Below are 21,669 nucleotides of genomic sequence, written 5' to 3'. Positions count from 1 at the left end.
TCCCGGGCGTGAAAGTGACATTGACGTGACGTCAGATCGCTGATGGATTCGGCAGCGTCGGTCGGGTCCCCTGGAGGACATGTGACACCACGTCTGCCCCGCTCCCGCTCCCCGCTGTTCGGCGCGATACTCGCCGTCCTCGCCCTCTCGCTGGGTGCCCCCGCCCAGGCGGGCGCCGCCCCACCACCGCGCGAGGACCCGGGGACCGCGCCCATCACCCCGGCCCCGCAGTCCCTCACCCCGCGCGCCGACCGTGCCGTGATCACCGGCACCGTCACTCTCGTCACCGGCGCGAAGGCCGACACCGCCGCCCTGGAGGTCACCGAGCGGGCCCTGCGGGACGCGGGCGCGCGGCGGATCGTACGCGGCGCGGGCCCTGTGGAGAACCGGCTCACCGTGTATGTGGGCGGCCCGGCGGAGGACAGCCCGTCCTCGGCCCGAGCCCTCAAGTCCCTCGGCCTGAAAGGGCCGGAAGGGCTGAGGAAGGGCGGCCACGTCCTCGGCGTGGGCGCCGGACGGGTGGTGCTGTCGGGCGTCGACGCCATCGGCACGTACTACGCCGCCCAGTCCCTGCGCCAGCTCCTGCCGCACCGTGCACGACCCGGCGCCCAGGTCGGCGGTGTCGCCGTACGCGACTGGCCCGCCACCGCGCTGCGCGGCGTCATCGAGGGGTTCTACGGCACTCCCTGGTCGCACGGGGCACGCCTGGACCAGCTGGACTTCTACGGCGAGCACAAGATGAACCTCTACGTCTACTCGCCCAAGGACGACCCGTATCTGCGCGAGAAGTGGCGCGAGCCCTACCCGCCCGAACAGCTCGCGCAGATCAAGGAGCTGGTGGACCGGGCCAGGTCGAGGCATGTCGACTTCACCTACGCCCTCTCGCCGGGGCTGTCCGTCTGCTACAGCTCGGACGCCGAGGTGAAGGCGCTCGTCGACAAGTTCCGGACCATCGCGGACATCGGGGTACGCACCTTCGCCGTGCCGCTCGACGACATCAGCTACACCGACTGGAACTGTCCCGAGGACGAGGCGAAGTGGGGCACCGGCGGGGGCGCGGCCGGAGCGGCGCAGGCGCATCTCCTCAACCGCGTCAACCGTGAGTTCATCGCGCGGCACCCCGGCGCCGAGCCGCTGCAGATGGTGCCCACGGAGTACTACGACGTGAAGGCCACCCCGTACAAGAAGGCCCTCGCAGGGCAGCTCGACAAGGACGTCCTCGTCGAGTGGACCGGCAACGGGGTGATCGCGCCGACGATGACGGTCGCCGAGGCACGGCAGGCCCGTGAGGTCTTCGGGCACGCGATCCTCACCTGGGACAACTACCCGGTCAACGACTACGTCCCGAACCGGCTGCTGCTCGGCCCGTTCAACGGCCGGGAGGCGGGCCTCGCCGGGGAGCTGGCCGGTATCACGGCCAATCCGATGATCCAGCCGTACGCGTCGAAGATCGCCCTGTCCACGGTCGCCGACTACACCTGGAACGACCGTGCCTACGACGCCGGGACGTCATGGAACGCGGCGCTCAAGGAGATGGCGGGCGGTGACGCACGGGCCGAGCGGGCCCTGCGGGTCTTCTCCGACGCGAGCTACGGCTCGCTGCTCAACAAACAGCAGGCACCTGAACTGGCCGCGCAGTTCGATGAGTTCTGGAGCGGCGACGGTGACGCGGGGCGGCTCGGCCGGGCCCTGGAGGAGTTCGGTGCCGCCCCCGGAGTGCTGCGTGAACGTCTTCCCGAGCGCGGGTTCCTCGCCGACGCCGAGCCCTGGCTCGACTCCGCGCAGGCCTGGGGCGCGGCGACGCGCACGGCCCTGGACATGGTCGAGGCGGCCCGGGCCGGCCGGGGCGCCGAGGCCTGGGAGCTGCGCCGCAAGCTGCCCGAACTCACCGCCAAGGCAAGGTCGTTCACCACGAAGGCACCCGACGGACGCACGATGGCCGTCCTCGTCGGTGACGGCGTCCTGGACACCTTCATCGAGGACGCGATCGCCGAGCACAACCGTCTGACCGGAGTGCCGGGGCGGCCCGAGGCGAGCAGCAGCCTCGGCACCCACCAGGACAACACCCCCGCGCGCATGGCCGACGGCGACGACACGACGTACTACTGGAGCAGCGCCGCCCCCCAGGCCGGCGACCACGTGGGCCTCGATCTGCGCACGGTGCGCGAACTCGGCGGGATCCGGCTCGCCATGGGCAAGGCGGGCAGTGCTCAGGACTACGTGCACGAGGGTGTCCTGGAATGCTCCGCCGACGGCGAGCAGTGGCAGCGCCTCACCGCCTTCTCCGGGAAGCCCGAGGTGACCTTCACCCCGCCGGACGGCACCAAGGCCCGCTACGTACGCGCCCGTTCGACCGCGGCCCAGGACAACTGGCTCGTGGTCCGTGACTTCAGCGTCACCGGCGCGGGCGTCGACGTCACCGGCGGCCCGCCGCCGGCCGATGGCAGTGCCCTGCGCGCCGCCGCCGACGGCGATCCCGACACCGTGTACCGCGCGGCCCGCGCCCCGCAGAGCGGCGAGAGCCTGACCGTGGGGCTCGGCGGCACCCGCGCGGTGTCGTCGGTGACGGTGCTCGCGGCCACCGCCGGTGCGACGGCGGACGTCCAGGTCCGCAGTGCCGACGGGTGGCGCTCCATCGGCCGCCTTAGCGGCGCCTACACGAAGGTGCCCGGCTCCACTACGGCCGACGCGGTGCGGCTGGTGTGGGGAGCGGACTCCGGGGTCCCGGAGGTGGCCGAAGTGATCGTGCGCTGAACACCGCGCCATCGCCGCGAGATGGTTGACCGTCGTACAACTCCCGGCCCGGGGCGCGCTGTTAGCGTGGCGCTGCCCCGGACCGGGGCGTGTTCGAGGAATGAGGTGCACCCTCATGGACATGCGTGACATGCGCTTCCCCGGCCTTCGCGACATCAGGAGCGGCGCGGGCCGTCGTGCCGTCGCGGCCTGCGCCGTGGCGGGAGCCGCGCTCTCGTTGCTCGCCGTGGCCGTGCCGCAGGCCGCGGCCGATCCGCAGGCCAAGCTGTTCACCGGTGGCGGCCGTGGGCCGACCGCCGCCGTGGCGATCCAGAGCGCGGTCGAGGACGCCGAGACGTCGGCGAGCGCCGAACAGCTCTACACCTGCGTGCTCGTCGGGGAACCCCAGGTGTTCGAGACGCTCGACGACCCGAACTTCGGGCATGTGTTCCGCGCCGAGGCGACCGTCGGCTGTACCCCCTGACCGCACGGGCGCGGCCCGCGGGCCACTGGGCCACCTTGACAACCGCACTTGCCGAAACTGCAATGGCGGCATGACTCCCCAGGGCCCGCGGCGGCACATCCAGGACCGCTCTCCGGACAGCGCGCCGGACATGGGCGCCACCGACGGAATGGAGGGCGTCCTCTCCGAGGTCGGCCCGCGCCTTCGCCGTATCCGCAAGGAGCGCGGCGCCACCCTCGCCGGGCTCTCCGAGGTCACCGGGATCTCGGTGAGCACCCTCTCCCGCCTGGAGTCGGGCCATCGCAAGCCCAGTCTCGAACTGCTCCTGCCGATCGCCCGCGCCCACCAGGTTCCGCTGGACGAGCTGGTCGGCGCCCCGCCCGTGGGTGATCCGCGCGTACCGGCCAAGCCCATCGTCCGCAACGGCCGCACCATGGTGCCGCTCACCCGGCAGCCCGGCGGCCTGCAGGCGTACAAGATCATCATCCCGGAGCTGACGGAGCGGCCCGAGCAGCGCATCCACGAGGGCTATGAGTGGCTGTACGTCCTCGGCGGCCGGCTGCGGCTGCTGCTCGCTGACCACGACGTGGTGCTCGGCGCGGGGGAGGCGGCCGAGTTCGACACCCGCGTCCCGCACTGGTTCGGGCCGACAGGGGAAGGGCCCGTGGAGTTCCTCAGTCTGTTCGGGCCGCAGGGGGAGCGGATGCACGTACGCGCCAAGCCGTCGTCGTCGAGGGGCCGTGCCGACGGCTGAGACCGGGCGGGCCGGGCGAGGGGGGCGGGTGGTCGTGACGACGGGCCGGGCGCGGGAAACCAGATGAACCGGACGTCTGAAACCGGGGTGCCCCGACTGTTCCCCTGAAGGCAAGCGACCGCTTAGTATGCGATCGAGCCTGGTTCTACGACCCCTCCGTGGAGGCCCCGCATGCAGGTATGGCGAGTCCATCAGAACGGCGAGCCCGGTGAGGTGATGCGGCTCGAAGAGACGCCCGCACCCACGCCAGGCGACGGGCAGCTGCTGCTCAAGGTGCGGGCCGCCAACATCAACTTCCCGGACGCGCTGCTCTGCCGCGGCGAGTACCAGGTGCGTCCGCCGCTGCCGTTCACACCCGGCGTGGAGATCTGCGGCGAGACCGAGGACGGCCGCCGGGTCATCGCCAACCCCGCACTGCCGTACGGAGGTTTCGCCGAGTACGCCCTCGCCGACGAGGCCGCCGTACTGCCCGCGCCCGACGCCCTCGACGACGCCGAGGCCGCCGCCCTGCACATCGGCTACCAGACCGGCTGGTTCGGACTGCACCGGCGGGCGCAGCTGCAGGCGGGCGAGACGCTGCTCGTGCACGCCGCGGCCGGCGGTGTCGGCAGCGCCGCCGTCCAGCTCGGCAAGGCCGCGGGCGCCAAGGTGATCGGCGTCGTGGGCGGCGCCGACAAGGTGCGCGTCGCCGAGGAGCTCGGCTGCGACACCGTCATCGACCGGCGCCAGGACGACATCGTCAGTGTCGTGAAGGAAGTCACCGGGGGCCGCGGCGCCGACGTCGTCTACGACCCGGTGGGCGGCGACGCCTACGCCAAGTCCACCAAGTGCGTGGCCTTCGAAGGCCGCATCCTCGTCGTCGGCTTCGCGAGCGGCGCCATCCCCACGCCCGGCCTCAACCACGCCCTGGTGAAGAACTACTCGATCGTCGGCCTCCATTGGGGCCTGTACAACACCAAGGACCCCCGGGCGGTGCGCCACTGCCACGACACGCTCACCGAACTCGCCGCCAAGGGCGCCATCAAGCCGCTGATCAGTGAGCGTGTCGCCCTGAAGGACGCGGCCGCGGCCGTGCAGCGCGTCGCCGACGGCATCACCACCGGCCGGGTGGCCGTCGTACCGGAAGGAGCCACCGCATGACCGCCGCACCGGATGCCGCCGTGCCGGACGCCGACGAACTGCGCGCCCGTACGCAGGAGTTGCTCGCCGCACATCCGCCCGGGACGACCGAACGCGCCGCTTTCCTCGAAGCGCGCTTCGACGCCGGGCTCGCCTGGGTGCACTTCCCCGAAGGACTCGGCGGGCTCGGCCTGCCCCGCTCCCTGCAGTCCGTCGTCGACGCCGAACTCGAGGCCGCGGGCGCGCCGGACAACGATCCGCGGCGCATCGGCATCGGCCTCGGCATGGCCGCGCCCACCGTCCTCGCCTACGGCACCGAGGAGCAGAAGCGGCGCTGGCTCAGGCCGCTGTGGCTGGGCGAAGAAGTCTGGTGCCAGCTGTTCAGCGAGCCGGGCGCCGGCTCCGACCTCGCCGCGCTCGGCACCCGCGCGGTGCGCGACGGCGACGACTGGATCGTCAACGGGCAGAAGGTGTGGACGTCCAACGCCCACAACGCCCGCTGGGCCATCCTCATCACCCGCACCGACCCCGACGCCCCCAAGCACCGCGGCATCACGTACTTCGTGTGCGATATGACCGACCCCGGCGTCGAGGTGCGGCCGCTGCGCCAGATCACCGGCGAGGCCGAGTTCAACGAGGTGTTCCTGTCCGATGTGCGGATCCCCGACGCCCACCGGCTCGGCGGGCCCGGCGAGGGCTGGAAGGTCGCGCAGACGACCCTCATGAACGAGCGGGTCGCCATCGGCGGTATGCGCCTGCCCCGTGAAGGCGGCATGATCGCCCCGGTCGCCGAGGCCTGGCGCACCCGCCCGGAACTGCGCACCCCCGATCTGCACCAGCGCCTCGTGCAGCTGTGGGTGGAGGCCGAGGTGGCCCGGCTCACCGGCGAACGCCTCCGCCAGCAGCTCGTCGCCGGACACCCCGGGCCCGAGGGCTCGGGGATGAAGCTGGGCTTCGCCCGCCTCAACCAGAAGATCAGCGGCCTGGAGCTGGAACTCCTCGGCGAGGAGGGCCTGTTGTACGACGACTGGACCATGCGCCGCCCGGAGATCGTCGACTTCGTCGGGCGCGACGCGGGCTACCGCTATCTGCGCGCCAAGGGCAACAGCATCGAGGGCGGGACGAGCGAGGTCCTGCTGAACATCGTCGCCGAGCGGGTCCTCGGACTGCCGTCCGAGCCGCGTACCGACAAGGACGTCGCATGGAAGGACCTGGCCCGATGAGCCCGAACAGCCCGGCGAGTCCGGTGAGCCCGAAGGCGAAGCCGCAGCAGGCGCCCGACCTGCTGTACTCGGAGGCCGAGGAGGATCTGCGGTCCGCGCTGCGCTCCCTGCTCACCGACCGCTGCGACCCGGCGTCGGTCATCGCCGCCACCGAGTCCACCACCCCGCACGACGCGGAGCTGTGGAAGGCGCTCGCCACCGACATGGGCCTCGCGGGACTGCTCGTACCCGAGGACCTCGGCGGGCAGGGAGCCACACACCGCGAGGCGGCCGTCGTCGTGGAGGAGCTGGGCCGCGCCGTGGCGCCCGTGCCCTACCTCACCAGCGCGGTCGTCGCGACGGACGTCCTCCTCGGCTGTGACACCACGAACGCCCAAGTGGCCGAACTGATCGGGGCGTTGGCGTCCGGCCGCACCATCGGAGTGCTCGCGCTGCCCCTGTCGACCGCACCCGGTGCGTCCTACGACGGTATCCGCGCCGACGGCGACACGGTCAGCGGACGGATCACCGCGGTCGCCGACGCCGCGGTGGCCGATGTGCTCCTGGTCGTCGCGGACGGCCGCCTCCACGCGGTCGACACCGCACAGGACGGCGTCACCGTCACCCCCCAGAGCGCCCTCGACCTGACCCGGCCGCTCGCCACCGTCACCCTCGCAGCGGCCCACGCGCGCGTGCTCGCGGACTCCGCCGACGCACCCGTACGCCGCGGGCTGCTCTCCGGCGCCGCGCTGCTCGCCGCCGAACAACTCGGCGTCGCCGACTGGTGCTTGACCGAGACCGTCCGCTACGTCCGCGACCGCAAGCAGTTCAACCGGCCCGTCGGCTCCTTCCAGGCCCTCAAGCACCGGCTTGCCGAGCTGTGGCTCGAGGTCGTGAACGCCCGCGCCGCCGCCCGCAACGCGGCCGACGCCCTGGCCACCGCGAACCCGGAGGCGCCGCTCGCCGCCGCACTCGCCCAGGCCTACTGCGCCCCCATGGCGGTGCACGCCGCCGAGGAGGCGCTGCAGCTGCACGCCGGTATCGGTATGACCTGGGAGCACCCCGTCCACCTCTACCTCAAGCGTGCCAAGGCCGACTCGATCGCCCTGGGCACGGCGGGCCGCCACCGCGATGCGGTCGCGGAACTGGTGGATCTGCGGGCGCCGTAACACCCCGCGCCGTAACCTCCCCGTACGTCAGTGCGGGGAGGTGGCACGGTGACAGGTCGGACGGGGCGTGCTGGGCAGAGCCCGACGGCGGGGACGGGGCAGGCGGGGGCGACCGGTCAGTCAGGGTCGGCGGGGCAGCCAGGGCCGGCGGGACGGGCAGGGGGTATCGGGCCCGGCCCGGCACGGGTTCGCCAGGTCGAGGCCGAACTCGCCAGCGAAGGCCTGCTGCTGGTGTGCGGGCCGCCCGGCATCGGCAAGACGGCCCTCCTGGACGCCGTGACCGAGCGGGCCCTCGCGCGCGGCGACACCGTCGTACGCCTGTGTCCTCAACCCCCCGACCGTGCGGTGCCGTTCGCGGTCGCCGCCGATCTGCTGCTCGCCCTGCCGCGCCACCACGTCGAGCGGCTGCCCGCGCCACAGCGGCGGGCCGCCGAGGCCGTCCTGCGCCACGAGACGCCGTCGGACGGCGGCCCCGACCCGCTCGCCGTGCGCCTCGCCCTCACCGCCGTGCTGCGCGCGACGGCCCCCGCGCTCGTCGTCATCGACCAGGCCCACTGCGCCGACCCGGCCGGCGCCGCCGCCCTGACCTGTCTGCGCGGAACGGGCACGGCGGTACTCGGCGCGGTGCCCACCGGTGACGACGCGCCCGAATTCCTCGACGGCGCGCCCCGGTTCACCGTAGCGCCGCTCACCGTCGACGAAGTGGCCGCCCTGCTCGAAGGCGAGCGGCTGCCGTCCCGGCTCGCGGGCCGTATCCACCGGGCCGGCGGCGGCAACCCACGGATCGCCCTGGACATCGGCCGCGCCGTGGCCGCGCTGACCAGACCGCCGCACCCGCTCGACGACCTGCCGGTGCCCGACCGCGTCGCGGCCATGGCGCGCCGCGCGCTCGCCGCCGTCCCCGCGTCCGCACGCCGCACCCTGCTCACCGCGGCCCTGGCCGACCGGCCCACCTCCGCGCTGCTGCGGCGAGCCGAGGGGCGCGATGTGGAGGAGGAGCTGCGCGCCGCACGACACGCCGGGATCGTGGCCCTCGAAGGCGATGAACTCCGCTTCAGCGCGGATGTGTTGGCGTACACCCTGGTGCACGACAGCGGCTGGTCCGAGCGCTCCGCCGCCCACCACGCGCTCGCGGACGCCACCGCCGACGCCGTGGCGGCCGCCCGCCACCGCGCTCTGGCCCGCGACGACCTCGACGCCACGCTCGCGGCCGACTTGGAGACGGCGGCCGCGACGGCACGGACCCGCGGCGACCGCGGCACGGCGGCCGGCCTCGGCCTGCTCGCGGCACGCCGTACACCCGTCTCCCAACACGCGGACGCGGTACGCCGGTTCGCCGCCGCGGCCGACGACGCGGGGCGGGCCGGGCGCGCCGATCTCGCGCGGCGCGCGGCCGCCGAGGTCCTTGAGCACTCGGAGCGGCGCGCGGAACGCGTGGCCGCCCTGCTCTCCGTGATCGACGCCGCCGGACAAGCCCTCGACGACCTCGACGAGGTCTTCGCCCGGGCCGCCGCCGAAGCGGGCGACGACCACGGGCTGCTCGCTGCCGTCTCCCTGCGGCACGCCTGGAAGGCCAATCTGTGCGACGGCGATCCCGTACGCGCACGGGGAGCGGCGGCCCGCGCGGCAGCGCTCGCCGAACGCGCGGGGCAGCCGGGGGTCGCCGTCATGGCGCTCACCATGCGGGCCCGCCTCGAACGGGTCCTCGGCGACCCGGCCGCCGAGACCTCTCTGCGGCGGGCCCTCGCCGCCGCCGTACCGGCCGAACCCGTCGGCGTACGCAACCAGCCGCGCTACCTGAAAGTGCGGCACGACCTCTTCGACGACCGCCTCGACAGGGCCCGTGCGGGACTGCTCGATCTGCTGCCGCTCGCCGAACGCTCCGGCGACACCGAGGACTTGGTGGAGATCCTGCGGAGCCTCGCCGAGACGGAGACCCGCGCCGGGCGCTGTGCCACGGCCCTGCGGCACGCCGATCGCGCCGTGCGCGTCACCACGGCCGCCGGGCAGTCACCCGGGCCCTCCTGGTACACCGCCGCCTTCGCCGAGGCCGCCGGCGGCACCTTCGAGCGGGCCCGCGCCTTCGCGCTGCGCGGGGTGCGGGCCTCGCAGGAGGAGCACGACCAGGTGTTCCTCTCCCGCAGCCTGCATGTGCTCGGCACCGTCCAGCTGGTCACCGGCAGTGCCGCCGAAGCGGTGGAGCAGCTGTCGCGGGTACGCGACCACGAGCGCGCACAGCAGGTCGCCGACCCCTCCCTGCTGCGCTGGCACGCGGACCTGGCCGAGGCGCTCGGCACGGCGGGCCGGGTGGCGGAGGCCGAGTCCGTCATCGAGCAGTACGCGCGCGTGGCAAGGGAGTTGGAGCGGCACAGCACCCTCGCCGCCCTGGACCGCGCCGGTGCCGTCACCCTCACCGCCCGGGGCGAGCCGGAGCCGGCGGCGGCACTCCTGGAGTCCGCGGCCGAGCGGTTCGCGGCGCTCGGCCTGCCCCTGGAGTGCGGCCGCTGTCTGTGGCTCCTTTCCCGCACCCGGCTGCGCCTGCGCCGCAGGGCCGCCGCGCGCCGTGCGCTCACCGAGGCGCGCGGACTCTTCGCCGCCGCGGCCGCCCACGCCTGGCACGGCCTGGTCGACGAGGCCCTGACCCGCCTCGACGCCGGGGGAGCGAAGGGCGGTGCCGGTGAACTCACCACCTCGGAAGGGCAGTTGGCGGCACTGGTGGCGGCCGGTGCCAGCAACCGGGAGGCGGCCGCCCAGCTCCACCTGAGCGTCAAGACGGTGGAGACGATGCTCACCAGGATCTACCGCAAGACCGGAGTCCACTCCCGAGCCCAGCTGGCGGCGGCGCGGGCGGGGCGGGCCTGAGGGGGAGGGCGGGGCGCGTCTGAACAGGGCTGCACGAGGAGTTCGGCTCCCGGCCGCAGATCACCGACAGCAGATCACCTGACGGTAGATCGCCTGACTGCAGGCCGCCTGACGGTAGATCACCTGATGGTGGCCGCCTGGCGGCGGATCGCCTGATGGCAGCCACCTGTCGGCGGATCGCCTGGCGGTGGGCCGTCTGACGGTAGATCGCCTGATGGCAGCCGCCTGTCGGCGGATCGTCTGGCGGTGGGCCGTCTGACGGTAGATCGCCTGATGGTGGCCGCCTGTCGGCGGATCGTCTGGCGGTGGGCCGTCTGACGGTAGATCGCCTGATGGTGGCCGCCTGGCGGCGGATCGCCTGGCAGCGGGCCGCCTGACCGCAGATCACCGAACTCCCGCCCCCGACAAGGGATTCCTCTCATGCTCCGGGCCCGCGCGAAGAGCACGCTGCACCTGCGCTCTTGCCCGTTCCCCGCGCCCCCCACGGCTCCTCGCCTCCCCGAGGGCCGCGCGCAGTACGAGAGGAAGCCCCCCGATGACCGACCGACCACAGGCGACGCGCAGGCGCCGCATACGCACCCGCCGCCGCGTCCGCAGAGCCCTCACCTGGGGCGCGGCCGCCACCGCCGCACTGCTCACCCTCGGTGCCCTGCAACAGGCCGCGCAGGCCGGGCCCGCACCGGACCCGGATCCCGACCCCGCCCTGCTGCGGGCCGTGCAGCGCGACCTCGGCCTGAGCGCCGCGCAGGCCCGTGCCCGTCTCGCCGACGAGGCGGCCGCCACCGAGACCGCCACGGAACTGCGCGGCGCGCTCGGCGACCGGCTCGCCGGGCTCTGGTTCGACGCGGACGACGGCCGGCTCGCCGCCGCCGTGACCGACGCCGCCGGCGCCCGGCGGGCACGCGCCGCGGGTGCGACGCCGCACCGGGTCGCGCACAGTGCCTCGGACCTCGACGCCACCGCCCGCGCGGTCACCCGCCTGGCCGGCAAAGGCATGCCGGGGGTGGCCAGTTGGGGCGTCGATGTCCGCCGTAACCGGGTCGAGGTGAGTGTGGATCCCGCGGCCCGCACCGCGCGCACCGCCGCCTTCCTGAAGGACCTGCGGGTCTTCGGGGACCGCGTGCACATCGCCGAGCGTGCGGACCCGCCCCGGCAGCAGCAGGGCGACGTCGTGGGCGGCGACAAGTGGGTGCCGGGCAGTGAGAGCCCCTGCTCCATCGGCTTCTCGGTGACCCGTTCCGGCGGCGGCAAGGCGTTCGTCACCGCAGGGCACTGCACCAACGACGCGAACCAGGTGGCGTACGGCAAGGACGGCACCCGTCTCGGGACGTCGAACAAGGGCGGCACCGGCAGCTACAACAACCGCGAGGGCGACTTCGGCATCGTCGAGGTGGACCAGGCGGGCTGGAACCTCAGCGGCACGGTCGAGGGCTACGAGAGCGCCGACGTGACGGTCACCGGTTCGGCGGACGGCACGGTCGGCATGTCCGTCTGCCGCTCCGGACAGACCAGCCACTACCGCTGCGGCACGATCACCAAGGTCGACCAGACCGTCGACTACGGCAACGTCGTCATCGATGGCCTCTCCTACACCGACGCCTGCTCGGCCGGAGGCGACTCGGGCGGCTCCTACGTGACGGCCTCCGGCGGCAAGGCGGTGGGCGTCCACTCCGGCGGCGGCTCGGCGACCTGCGGCAGCTCGGGCGATACGTTCACGATCTTCCAGCCGGTTAACGAGGCGCTCGGCAAGTTCTCCGCGACCCTCACCACCGGGGCGCCGCAGCCCGGCGCGGTGACCGTGACCGCGGTCTCCGACCAGCACACGGCGATCGGCCAGCGGGCGGAGCTGAAGAACTCCGCCGAGGGCGGCACGGCGCCGTACACCTGGAGTGCCACCGGGCTGCCTGCAGGTCTCTCCATCGACAAGTCGACCGGCACGGTGGTGGGCTCGACGAGCACCGCCGGCACCTCGAAGGTGACGCTCACGGCGACCGACAGCGCGGGCAAGTCGGGCTCGACGACCTTCACTTGGACCGTGGGGGACACCGGCGGCGGTGCGCTGTCCCTGCAGAACCCGGGCAGTCAGACCGTCTACATCGGCAAGCCCGTCGCCCTCTCCCTGACCGCTTCGGGCGGCACCGGCAGCCGCACCTTCTCGGCCACCGGACTGCCCGCGGGCCTGTCCCTCGACAAGGCCACCGGCAGGATCTCCGGAACGCCCACCACCTGGGGCACCAAGAACAGCCGGATCACCGTCACCGACGGCACCGGCAAGAGCGCCTCCACTGACGTCACCTGGTTCGTCTTCAGCTGACAGCGGGGGGTGGAGGCCCCGGCCCGCGGCGGTCCCCGACTGCCGCGGGCCTCTTGGTGTCTGACGGCGCCTCGCCCGCACGGGCGGCGCCTCGCCCGCACGGGCGGCGCCTCGCCCGCACGGGCGGCGCTTCGCCCGCACGGCAGCGCGTCAGAGCAAGGCGAGCCGGTCCACCAGCAGCTCCACCCGCTGCTCGGCGTCCCCCGGTGGCAGCCGTCCCGCCCGGGTCAGGGTCGCGAGGCCGTGCAGGGACGCCCAGAACACCTCGGTGAACAGCGCCGGGTGGACGCCGTCACCGGCGACGTCGCCAAGGTTTTCGAGGAGGGCGGCGAAGCCGTCCTTCAACGGCGCCGGGGTGTCCTCCTGCGCGAACGCCAGGCCGCCGTCGAGCTGGAACATGGCGTCATAGACCGCCGGGTTGTGTTCGGCGAATTCGAGGTAGGCCCGGGCGAGGGCGGTGACCCGGGCGCGCGGGCCGTCCGCGGCCGAGGTCGCGGCCCGCAACGCCGCGGCCAGTGCGGTGGCGCCATCGAGTGCGACGGCACCGATGATCTCGCGCTTGCCGCGGAAGTGGCTGTAGAGGACGGGCTGGCTGTACTCGATGCGCTCGGCGAGGCGACGGGTGGTGACCGCGTCCCAGCCCTGCTGCTCGGCGAGTTCGCGGGCCGTCGCCACGATGAGGCGCTCGCGTGCCGCCCGTTCGCGCTCCTTGCGTTCTTGTACCGACATACAGCGATCCTAGCACTGCTAGACATTCGAGCGGCAGCAGTGCTAGCGTCGCCTCATCGGCTAGCAACGCTAGATTCCAGGAGGCGTCACCATGCTCAACGCACTTGAGGTCTTCACCACGGTGGTCGTCGGCGTGATGGTGGGAGTGGAGTTCGCCGTCCCCTTCTTCCTCAACCCGATCCTCAACGGCCTCCCTGGCGACAACGGCCTGCGCGGCCGCGTCCACGGGGCCCGCCTCGGCGGCGCCATGATGCCGCCCTGGTACATCTCCTCGCTCGTCCTCGTCGTGGTCTGGGTCATAGCCGGATGGGGTCACCCCGGCACCGGCCCAGTCATCGCCGCCGGTGCGCTGCTGATCGTCAGCGTGCTGATGTCGGTCCTGGTGCTCGTCCCGATCAACAACCGGGTCAAGACGTGGACTGCCGACAACCGGCCGGCGGACTGGAAGGAGCAGATGAACCGCTGGGACCGGTGGCACTACCTCCGCGTCACCGTCATCATCGGCGCCTTCGCCCTGCTGGCCGCCGCCCTCGCCTGAGCCCGGTGGAGGGCGGCATGCAGCCGGACCGGACCCGGACCCGCACGCGGGTCTGGGTCCGGTCCGGGTCCGGCTGCGGATCCCGGCCCGGCGGGGGTTCAGTGCCTCCGGCCGCCCCGCAGCTCGAGCCGCTCGCCCGTGAACCGTTCGCGGAAGCCGCTGTCGTGCGAGACCGTGACGACCGCTCCCGGGTACTCCGCGAGTGCCGCCTCCAGGTCCTCGACCAGGTCGAGCGCGATGTGGTTCGTCGGCTCGTCCAGTACGAGAAGGTCCGCGGGCCGGGTCACCAGGCTCGCGATCTGCAGCCGCCGCTGCTGGCCCGCGGACAGCTCCGCGACCGGGACGTGCAGATCCTCCTCGCGGAACAGGCCGAGCGCGAGCAGCTGGGCGGCGTACTCGTCCGGCGGTCCGGGCCGCCCGGCCGCGAAGGCGGCGAGCAGCGGCAGTCGAGTGGAGCGCGCGGGCAGCTCCTGCGCCAGGTACCCGATCCGGGCCGGGCGGCGTACCGTGCCCGCGTCCGGCTCCAGGTCACCGGCCAGGACGCGCAGCAGCGTCGTCTTGCCCGCCCCGTTCTCGCCCGTGACCAGGAGCCGCTGTCCCGGCGCGATCGTGAACAGCCCGTCCAGGCACAGCCGTTCGCCGACGCGGACGCCGTCGAGCTGCGCGAGGGGGCGGTCGCAGGGGCGCCCGCCTTCCTCGCTGTCCGTGGCCGGCAGGGCGGCCGTGAACCGCAGCGGCTCCGGCGGCGCCGCCACCGGGTTGCGCCGCAGCTGGGCCAGGCGCTCGCGGACCGCGCGCACCTGACCGCCGAGCTTGGCCTCGTGCGAGCGGCGGTGCTTGCCGAAGCCCTGCCGCGGATCCTTGCCCGTGGTGGCGAGCCGCCTCCCGGCGGCTTCGAGCAACTCCTCGGCATGGGCCACGTCCTCGACCCAGTCCGCGTACTCCTGCTCCGCGCGGCGCCGGGCCGAGGCCTTGGCGGTGCGGTAACCGGCCCACCCGTCGCCGTACCGGTGCACCGTGTGCGTATCCCGGTCGACTTCGAGGATCGTGGTGGCGATGCGTTCCAGGAAGCCGCGGTCGTGGGTGACCGCGACGACGGTGCCGCGGTGCGCGCGCAGCTGGTCACCGAGCCAGCGCACCGCCGCCGCGTCGAGGTGGTTCGTCGGCTCGTCGAGGAGCAGCAGCTCGGGCGCGGCGGCAAGGACGCAGGCGAGCGCGAGGCGCGACTGCTCGCCGCCGGAGAGCGAGCCGAGCGCGCGGTCACGGGTGATCCCGGCGAGCCCGAGTCCGTGCATGGCGGCGTCGACGCGGGCGTCCGCCTCGTAGCCGCCGCGTTCCTCGTACGCGATCAACAGCTCGCCGTATGCGGCGAGTTCGTCATCCGATGCCTCGCCGAGGTGTTCCTCCGCCGTGCGCAGGCGGTGCTCCATGGCGCGCAGTTCGGTGAGTGCGAGGTCGACGGCGTCCTGCACGGTGCAGTCCGCGTCGAGATCGAGGGTCTGGGCGAGATGGCCGGTGCCACCGGGGAAGGTGACGGTGATCTCGCCGGTGTCCGGCGCCTCGGCCCCGGCGACGAGACGAAGGAGCGTGGACTTGCCGGAGCCGTTCTCGCCGATGACGGCCGCCTTCTCGCCCGGGCGGACGGTGAGGGAGACCTGGTCGAGGACGGTTCGGATGCCGTAGGACTTGGTGACGTCCTTGACGGAGAGCTGCGCCACGGCAGCGGGCGTGGCGGTATGGGCGCGTTCGCGCATGGGCTTTCCCTGGAGGTGCGAAGGGTCGACGGGCAGCGGTGACGGCGGCGTGGGCCGTGCCCGGACTCAGACGAAGAAAAGGAAAGCCATGCGCCTACCGTAACAAGACGAGGCGTCTCGTTCCAGTTATTTTTCCGGCGCCCGTCCCGGCGCCCGTCCCGGCGCCTGCAGGCGCCTTCAAGGGCCGCGTCGCGTACGGACCCCGGAGCTGACACACCCATTACATGCGGCATAATTGCGAGCCGTTCGCAATAACAGCTGATCTTGAATAGGGGTGTGGGCATGACGGCCCGATCCATACGCGGAGCCGGCGCGCTGGCGGCCATCGCCGCACTGGCGGTCGCCGCCTCGGCCTGCTCGGCGCCGGGCAAGGGCGACGGAGCGCAGGGCGGCGGTGCCAAGGACAGCGCCGTCGTCGGCATCGCGTACGAGCCCGACAGCCTCAGCCCGCTCCTCGGCTACGGCAAGGACGGCAACTCCAAGATCTTCGACGGACTGCTCACGCACGACGCCGACATGAAGCTCAAGCCCGCGCTCGCGGCCGAGCTGCCGAAGATCAGCGGCGATGGCCTCACGTACACGTACAAGCTCCGCAAGGGCGTGAAGTTCTCCGACGGCAAGCCCTTCACCGCCAAGGACGTCGTCTTCACCTACGAGACCATCCTCGACAAGAAGACCAACAACGCCTCCAAGACGGAGCTGGACGCCCTCAAGAGCGTCGAGGCCAAGGGGGACGACGAGGTGGTCTTCCACCTCAAGTACCCCTACGCGCCGTTCGCCCAGCGCACCATCCTGCCCATCGCCCCCGAGCACATCGCGGGCAAGCAGGACGTGAACAACGGCTCCTTCACCACCAAGCCGGTCGGCACCGGGCCGTACGAGCTCGTCAACTGGTCCAAGGGCGAGAAGCTCACCTTCAAGGCCAACCCCGACTACTGGGGCGGGGCGCCGAAGGTGAAGAACTTCACCATGGCGATCATCAAGGACGACGACATCCGCGCCACCCGGCTCCGCTCGGGCGACCTGGACGGCGCGATCCTGCCGCCCAACCTCGCCAAGACCTTCAAGGGCGAGTCCGACAAGAAGACGTACACCGCGAAGAGCTTCGACTACCGGGTCGTGACCCTGCCGACCCACAACAAGGTCACCGGCGACACCGACGTACGCCGCGCCCTGGACGTGGCCGTCGACCGCAAGGCCATGGTCGACTCCATCCTCGACGGCGAGGGCAAGGAGGCCTACGGGCCCGTGCCCACCGACAGCGAGTGGTTCACCAAGGGCACCGAGCGCAGCCACGACCTGAAGAAGGCCGAGAAGATCCTCGACGACGCCGGCTGGAAGAAGGGCAAGGACGGCATCCGCGAGAAGGACGGACAGCGCGCCTCCTTCCCGCTCTGGTACCTCTCCGGCGACAAGCTCCGCCAGGACCACGCCCTGGCCTACGCCTCCGACGCCAAGAAGGCCGGCATCGAGGTCAAGGTGCAGGCCGGCACCTGGGAGGTCATCGAGCCGAAGATGAAGACCGACGCGGTGCTCGCCGGCGGCGGCTCCCCGGCCGACCCGGACTTCGACCAGTACACACTGCTCGAGTCCAAGCTCGCCGGTGACGGCTTCAACAACATGGCCTGGTACGACAACCCGGCCGTCGACAAGGCCCTCGAAGACGGCCGCAAGACCGACGACAAGGCCGAGCGGAAGGCCGCCTACGACACGGTCCAGCGCGAACTGGTCAAGGACCCGGGCTACACCTTCCTCACCCACATCGACCACCTCTACGTGGTGAACAAGCGCTTCGGCGACCTCACGACCCAGGTGGAGCCGCACGACCACGGTCTGGCCTCCGGCCCCTGGTGGAACGTCGAGGACTGGCAGCCCACCAAGTGACACAGAGCACCAAACGGCTCCCCTGGGGGCCGATGGCACGCATGGCGGGGCGGCGGGCGCTGTTCGCCGTCCCCGTCCTGCTCGCCGTGACCTTCGGTGTCTTCGCCATCGCCGCGGCCTCGCCCTTCGACCCGGTCAAGGCGTACGCGGGCACGGCCGGGCTCACCGCGTCCCAGGAGAACCTCGACCAGCTGCGCGCCAACCTCGGCGTCGACCAGCCGCTCGTCACCCGCTGGTGGGAGTGGCTGACCCACGCCCTCAGCGGTGACCTCGGCGACTCCAGCGTGATGCGCCAGCCCGTCGCGCAGGTCATCGGGGAGCGCCTCGGCTGGTCCGTGCTGCTCGCCACCGTCGCGTTCGTCGTGGCGATCCTGCTCGGCACGGCGCTCGGCGTGCTCGCCGCGCGCCGCCAGGGCGGCTGGCTCGACCGGGCCGTGACCTCCCTCGCGTACACCCTGGAAGCGGCCCCGCCGTTCTGGCTCGGTCTGCTCGCCGTGTGGTTCTTCGCGCTCAAGCTCGGGGTGCTGCCCGCGGGCGGGCTCACCGACACCGGCTCGTCGGCGGTCACCGCGGGCCAGGTGCTCAGCCATCTGGCCCTTCCTGCGGCGGTGTTGGCGGTCTCGCAGCTGCCGTGGTTCGTCCTCTACGTACGCCAGGGTGTCGCCGACGCCCTGGAGGAGGACCCGGTCCGAGGCGCACGCGCGCGTGGACTGGCCGCACGCACCGTGCTCCTGGGCCACGCCCTGCGCTCCGGCATGCTCCCGGTGCTCACCCTGATCGGCTCGCGCGTGCCCGAACTGATCACCGGTGCGCTCCTCGTGGAGACCGTCTTCAGCTGGCCCGGCATCGCCGCCGCGACCGTCGAGGCCGCGACCTCCGTGGACTTCCCGCTGCTCGCCGCGCTCACCGTGCTCGCCACGATCGCGGTGCTGCTCGGAAACCTCGTGGCCGATCTGCTGTACGGCCTCGCCGACCCGAGGGTGGGATTCGATGGCTGAGCTCGCCTGGAAGCCCGTCGGCGTCATTCGCCGCTCCACGCGCGCGTGGCGGGTACGCAGCTCCGCGGTGATCGTCGCCGCGGTCGTCCTCGCCGTCCTGGTCGTACCGCCGCTCGTCCACCTCGACGAGCAGGCCGTCGATCTCGCCGCGAAGCTTCAACCGCCGTCCCTCGCCCACCCCTTCGGCACCGACGACGTCGGGCGCGACCTGCTGGTCCGCTGTGTCTACGGCCTTCGAGTGTCCCTGCTCGTCGGTGTCGTCGCCGCCGTCGTGGCGACCGTCATCGGCACCGCCGTCGGCGCGGCGGCAGCGGCCGCGGGCGGCTGGTTCGACCGGGTCGTGATGCGTCTGGTCGATCTGTTCTCCTCCGTGCCGCATCTGCTGCTCGGCATCTTCATCGTCGCGATGTTCCGCCCCGGGGTGTGGCCCGTCGTCATCTCGGTCGCCCTCACGCACTGGCTGTCCACGGCCCGCATCGTGCGTTCCGAAGTGCTCTCGCTGCGCTCCCGGCCCTACGTCGACGCCGCGATCTCCGGCGGCGCGTCGCGCAGGCGCGTGGGCATCCGGCATCTGCTGCCGGGTGTGCTCCCGCAGGCAGGCCTCGCCGCGGTCCTCATGGTCCCGCACGCCATCTGGCACGAGTCGGCCCTGTCCTTCCTCGGCCTCGGCCTGCCCACGCACCAGGCCAGCCTCGGCACGCTCGTGCAGAGCGCCCGCGGCTCGCTGCTCGCGGGCGACTGGTGGCCGACGCTCTTCCCCGGCCTGTTCATCATCATCCCGACCCTGGCGATCGCGGGCCTCGCGGGCGCCTGGCGGGAGCGGCTCAACCCGCGGCGGCGATCGGAGCTGATGCTGTGACCACCCCGGCAACCACCCCGGAAGGCACGCCGACGACCACCCCGGAAGGCACCTCGGCGACCGCCCCGGATGGCACCTCGGTGACTGTCCCGGTGAAGCCTTCGACGACCGCAGGGCCGGACCTACCGGTCCTTTCCGTACGCGGGCTCTCGGTCCGCTTCCGGATGCGCGGCGACACCCGTATCCGGGCCGTCAGCGACGCCCACTTCGACCTCGCGGCGGGGGAGTGCCTGGCGCTGGTCGGTGAGAGCGGCTGCGGCAAGTCGGTGCTCGCCTCGGCGCTGCTCGGGCTGCTCCCCGGCAACGCCGAGACGGCGGGCAGTGCGCTCCTCGGCGCCGGACAGGGCGGGAGCGACGGTGCCATCGACCTGCTGGCAGCCGGTGAACGCACCCTGGCCGGTGCGGTACGCGGACGGCGCATCGGTCTCGTGCCGCAGTCGCCCGCCGCCCATCTGACTCCCGTCCGTACCGTGCGCTCCCAACTGGAGGAGACCGTGCGGGAGCTGACGGGGGTGCGGAAGGCGCAGGCGCGCTCGGCGGCGGAGGGGGCCGCCGAGCGCGCCGCGTTCCCCGCCGATCACCTCGACCGCTACCCGCACGAGCTGTCCGGCGGCCTCGCCCAGCGCGCCGCCACGGCACTCGCGCTGATCGGTGATGCCCCGCTGCTGCTCGCGGACGAGCCGACCACGGGCCTCGACCGCGACCTGGTGGACCGTACGGTCGACGAACTCAAGCGGCACACGGGAGACTCCCGCGCCCTGCTGATGATCACCCACGATCTGGCGGCGGCCGAGCGTATCGCCGACCGGATCGCGGTGATGTACGCCGGCCGGATCGTCGAACTCGCCGACGCGGCCGCCTTCTTCGGCAGCCCAGGGCCCCGCCACCCCTACGCCCGCGGCCTCCTGAACGCCCTGCCGGAGCGGGAGTTCACCCCGATCCCCGGTATGCCGCCGGAGCTGGGCGCACTGCCCGAGGGGTGTGCCTTCGCCCCGCGCTGCACCCTGCGCACCGAGGCCTGCGAGGCGCTGCCCGCGCTCGACGAAGGCGTGGCCTGTCACCACGCGCTGGAGGCACAGCGTGCTTGAACTGCACTCCCTGACCGCCGGATACGACCGCCGGAGCCCCGTCTTCCGTGAGGTCTCCCTGTCGATCGCGCCCGGCGAGGCGGTCGGTCTGCTCGGGCCCAGCGGCTGCGGCAAGTCGACGCTCGCACGGGTCGCGGCGCTGCTGCACGAGCCGGACGCCGGGCGGGTCGTCATCGACGGCACGGCGGCGGGCGGCTGGCGGCATCGCGCCCCGCGCGAGCAGCGCACCGCGTTCGGCGTGGTCTTCCAGCAGCCACGCCTGTCCGCCGACCCGCGCCTGCGCCTCTCCGACCTGATCGCGGAGCCGCTGCGCGCGAACGGGCGAGGGGCCGAAGTGCCCGGCCGGGTGGCCGAGTTGACGGCCCTGGTCGGCCTGGGCGAGGAACTCCTGGGCCGCCGACCGCACGAGGTCAGCGACGGCCAGCTGCAGCGCGCCTGCCTGGCCCGCGCCCTGGTGCTGCGCCCGCGCTGGCTGGTGTGCGACGAGATGACGGCCATGCTGGACGCCTCGACCACGGCGGCCCTGGTGGCGGTGGTCGAGCAGTACCGCCGCGACACCGGCGCAGGCCTCCTCGCCGTGGGGCACGACCGGGTGCTCCTGAAGCGGTGGTGCGAGCGGACTGTGGAGTGGCGGGACCTGGCCGAACGCGCGGCGGCCGGGCTGGGGTAAAGGTGGCGGCACGCTCCGTCGGCAGGGGAACGGAGTTGCTGGTCGGCCATGCGTGAAGCCGGGGTCGCCTCCCTCTGGGCGGAGTTCTCGGTGGGCCTTGCGCGGAGCCGTGGTCGCCCCTGGGTGAGCTCTCGGTGGACCTTGCGTGATGCCCGGCGGTCGCCCGCCTCGGGGCGGAGCCCTCGATCGGCCTTGCGTGATGCCCGGCGGTCGCCCGCCCCCGGGCGGAGCCCTCGGTCAGCCTTGGGTGAAGGCGGCGGTCGCCCCCGGGCCCAGCTTTCCGTGGGCTTGGGTGAAGTTTTACCCCTGGCCGGAAGCTGACGTTCCGTCGACCTCCCCGGCCCTGCACCCCGGGCTCGTCCAGGACCGTAAAGGTCAAGCGCTCCTTACGTCCGGCCGAAACCCCCCGGTCCGGGATGTCCCGCGTGTTACGGCCGCGTTGACCGTACACACCCTCCTGACGCACGCTCGAAATGTAGCTGCAAGGTACACGCAGTTTGCCGGGGTGCGGGCGGCGTCCGTGCACCGGCCGG

At 72.9% G+C, this 21,669-nt stretch carries 16 protein-coding genes; 14 read left to right on the top strand and 2 right to left on the bottom strand.

The features are described from left to right. Positions 1-81: 81 nt before the first annotated feature. From ACFQVC_RS10625 to ACFQVC_RS10590, 8 genes are all read left to right on the top strand, one after another. Positions 82-2,754, top strand: a complete 2,673-nt coding sequence (locus ACFQVC_RS10625; RefSeq protein ID WP_381829282.1) for a beta-N-acetylglucosaminidase domain-containing protein — start codon at positions 82-84, stop codon at positions 2,752-2,754. Positions 2,755-2,869: 115 nt separating this feature from the next. After that, entirely contained in the window at positions 2,870-3,217 is a 348-nt protein-coding gene (locus ACFQVC_RS10620) for a hypothetical protein (RefSeq protein WP_381829280.1), read from the top strand. Positions 3,218-3,347: 130 nt separating this feature from the next. Further along, complete coding sequence (locus tag ACFQVC_RS10615; RefSeq protein ID WP_381829558.1) at positions 3,348-3,950, top strand: helix-turn-helix domain-containing protein; 603 nt, start codon at positions 3,348-3,350, stop codon at positions 3,948-3,950. 171 nt (positions 3,951-4,121) lie between these two features. Continuing rightward, the gene (locus tag ACFQVC_RS10610; protein WP_381829278.1) at positions 4,122-5,090 is read left to right on the top strand and encodes an NADPH:quinone oxidoreductase family protein; all 969 of its coding nucleotides are present in this window, start codon (positions 4,122-4,124) and stop codon (positions 5,088-5,090) included. Between the two features lie 20 nt (positions 5,091-5,110). Next, positions 5,111-6,292 (top strand): acyl-CoA dehydrogenase family protein, encoded by a 1,182-nt coding sequence (locus ACFQVC_RS10605; protein WP_381829556.1) that lies wholly within the window; start codon positions 5,111-5,113, stop codon positions 6,290-6,292. Next, positions 6,289-7,440 carry an acyl-CoA dehydrogenase family protein gene (locus ACFQVC_RS10600; protein WP_381829276.1) on the top strand — a complete coding sequence of 384 codons (1,152 nt, stop codon included), beginning with the start codon at positions 6,289-6,291 and terminating at the stop codon, positions 7,438-7,440. The genes ACFQVC_RS10605 and ACFQVC_RS10600 overlap by 4 nt, the downstream gene beginning before the upstream one ends. 30 nt (positions 7,441-7,470) lie before the next feature. Then, the gene (locus tag ACFQVC_RS10595; protein ID WP_381829274.1) at positions 7,471-10,302 is read left to right on the top strand and encodes an AAA family ATPase; all 2,832 of its coding nucleotides are present in this window, start codon (positions 7,471-7,473) and stop codon (positions 10,300-10,302) included. A gap of 535 nt (positions 10,303-10,837) precedes the next feature. After that, entirely contained in the window at positions 10,838-12,616 is a 1,779-nt protein-coding gene (locus ACFQVC_RS10590) for a putative Ig domain-containing protein (RefSeq protein WP_381829272.1), read from the top strand. A 150-nt stretch (positions 12,617-12,766) separates the two neighbouring features. Here ACFQVC_RS10590 and ACFQVC_RS10585 read toward each other — a convergent pair whose 3' ends face one another. Next, complete coding sequence (locus tag ACFQVC_RS10585) at positions 12,767-13,345, bottom strand: TetR/AcrR family transcriptional regulator (protein ID WP_381829270.1); 579 nt, start codon at positions 13,343-13,345, stop codon at positions 12,767-12,769. Positions 13,346-13,436: 91 nt separating this feature from the next. Here ACFQVC_RS10585 and ACFQVC_RS10580 point away from each other — a divergent pair, with 91 nt between their 5' ends. Continuing rightward, entirely contained in the window at positions 13,437-13,883 is a 447-nt protein-coding gene (locus ACFQVC_RS10580) for an anthrone oxygenase family protein (protein ID WP_381829268.1), read from the top strand. Between the two features lie 98 nt (positions 13,884-13,981). Here ACFQVC_RS10580 and abc-f read toward each other — a convergent pair whose 3' ends face one another. After that, positions 13,982-15,637 carry a ribosomal protection-like ABC-F family protein gene (abc-f, locus tag ACFQVC_RS10575; RefSeq protein WP_381829266.1) on the bottom strand — a complete coding sequence of 552 codons (1,656 nt, stop codon included), beginning with the start codon at positions 15,635-15,637 and terminating at the stop codon, positions 13,982-13,984. Between the two features lie 282 nt (positions 15,638-15,919). On the opposite strand from abc-f, the gene ACFQVC_RS10570 reads away from it, so the two are divergent. The 5 genes from ACFQVC_RS10570 to ACFQVC_RS10550 all read left to right on the top strand — a co-directional run bounded on the left by ACFQVC_RS10570 (position 15,920) and on the right by ACFQVC_RS10550 (position 21,136). Further along, on the top strand, positions 15,920-17,521 hold the full coding sequence (locus ACFQVC_RS10570; RefSeq protein ID WP_381829264.1) for an ABC transporter substrate-binding protein: 1,602 nt from the start codon (positions 15,920-15,922) through the stop codon (positions 17,519-17,521). Positions 17,522-17,553: 32 nt separating this feature from the next. Beyond that, positions 17,554-18,519: an ABC transporter permease gene (locus tag ACFQVC_RS10565; protein ID WP_381829262.1), complete on the top strand. Its 966-nt coding sequence runs from the start codon at positions 17,554-17,556 to the stop codon at positions 18,517-18,519. Beyond that, a complete protein-coding gene (locus tag ACFQVC_RS10560; RefSeq protein ID WP_381829260.1) occupies positions 18,512-19,378 on the top strand; it encodes an ABC transporter permease in 867 nt (288 codons plus the stop codon). The genes ACFQVC_RS10565 and ACFQVC_RS10560 overlap by 8 nt, the downstream gene beginning before the upstream one ends. A gap of 164 nt (positions 19,379-19,542) precedes the next feature. Beyond that, entirely contained in the window at positions 19,543-20,466 is a 924-nt protein-coding gene (locus ACFQVC_RS10555) for an ABC transporter ATP-binding protein (protein WP_381829554.1), read from the top strand. Continuing rightward, positions 20,459-21,136: an ABC transporter ATP-binding protein gene (locus tag ACFQVC_RS10550; protein WP_381829258.1), complete on the top strand. Its 678-nt coding sequence runs from the start codon at positions 20,459-20,461 to the stop codon at positions 21,134-21,136. Before ACFQVC_RS10555 ends, ACFQVC_RS10550 begins: the two co-directional genes overlap by 8 nt. Positions 21,137-21,669 lie beyond the last annotated feature (533 nt).

Origin of the sequence: Streptomyces monticola (assembly GCF_042665355.1) — a bacterium.
GTDB lineage: Bacteria > Actinomycetota > Actinomycetes > Streptomycetales > Streptomycetaceae > Streptomyces > Streptomyces monticola.
The sequence above is the reverse complement of the archived record's forward strand: the minus strand, read 5'-3'. Positions and strand labels throughout refer to the sequence as shown.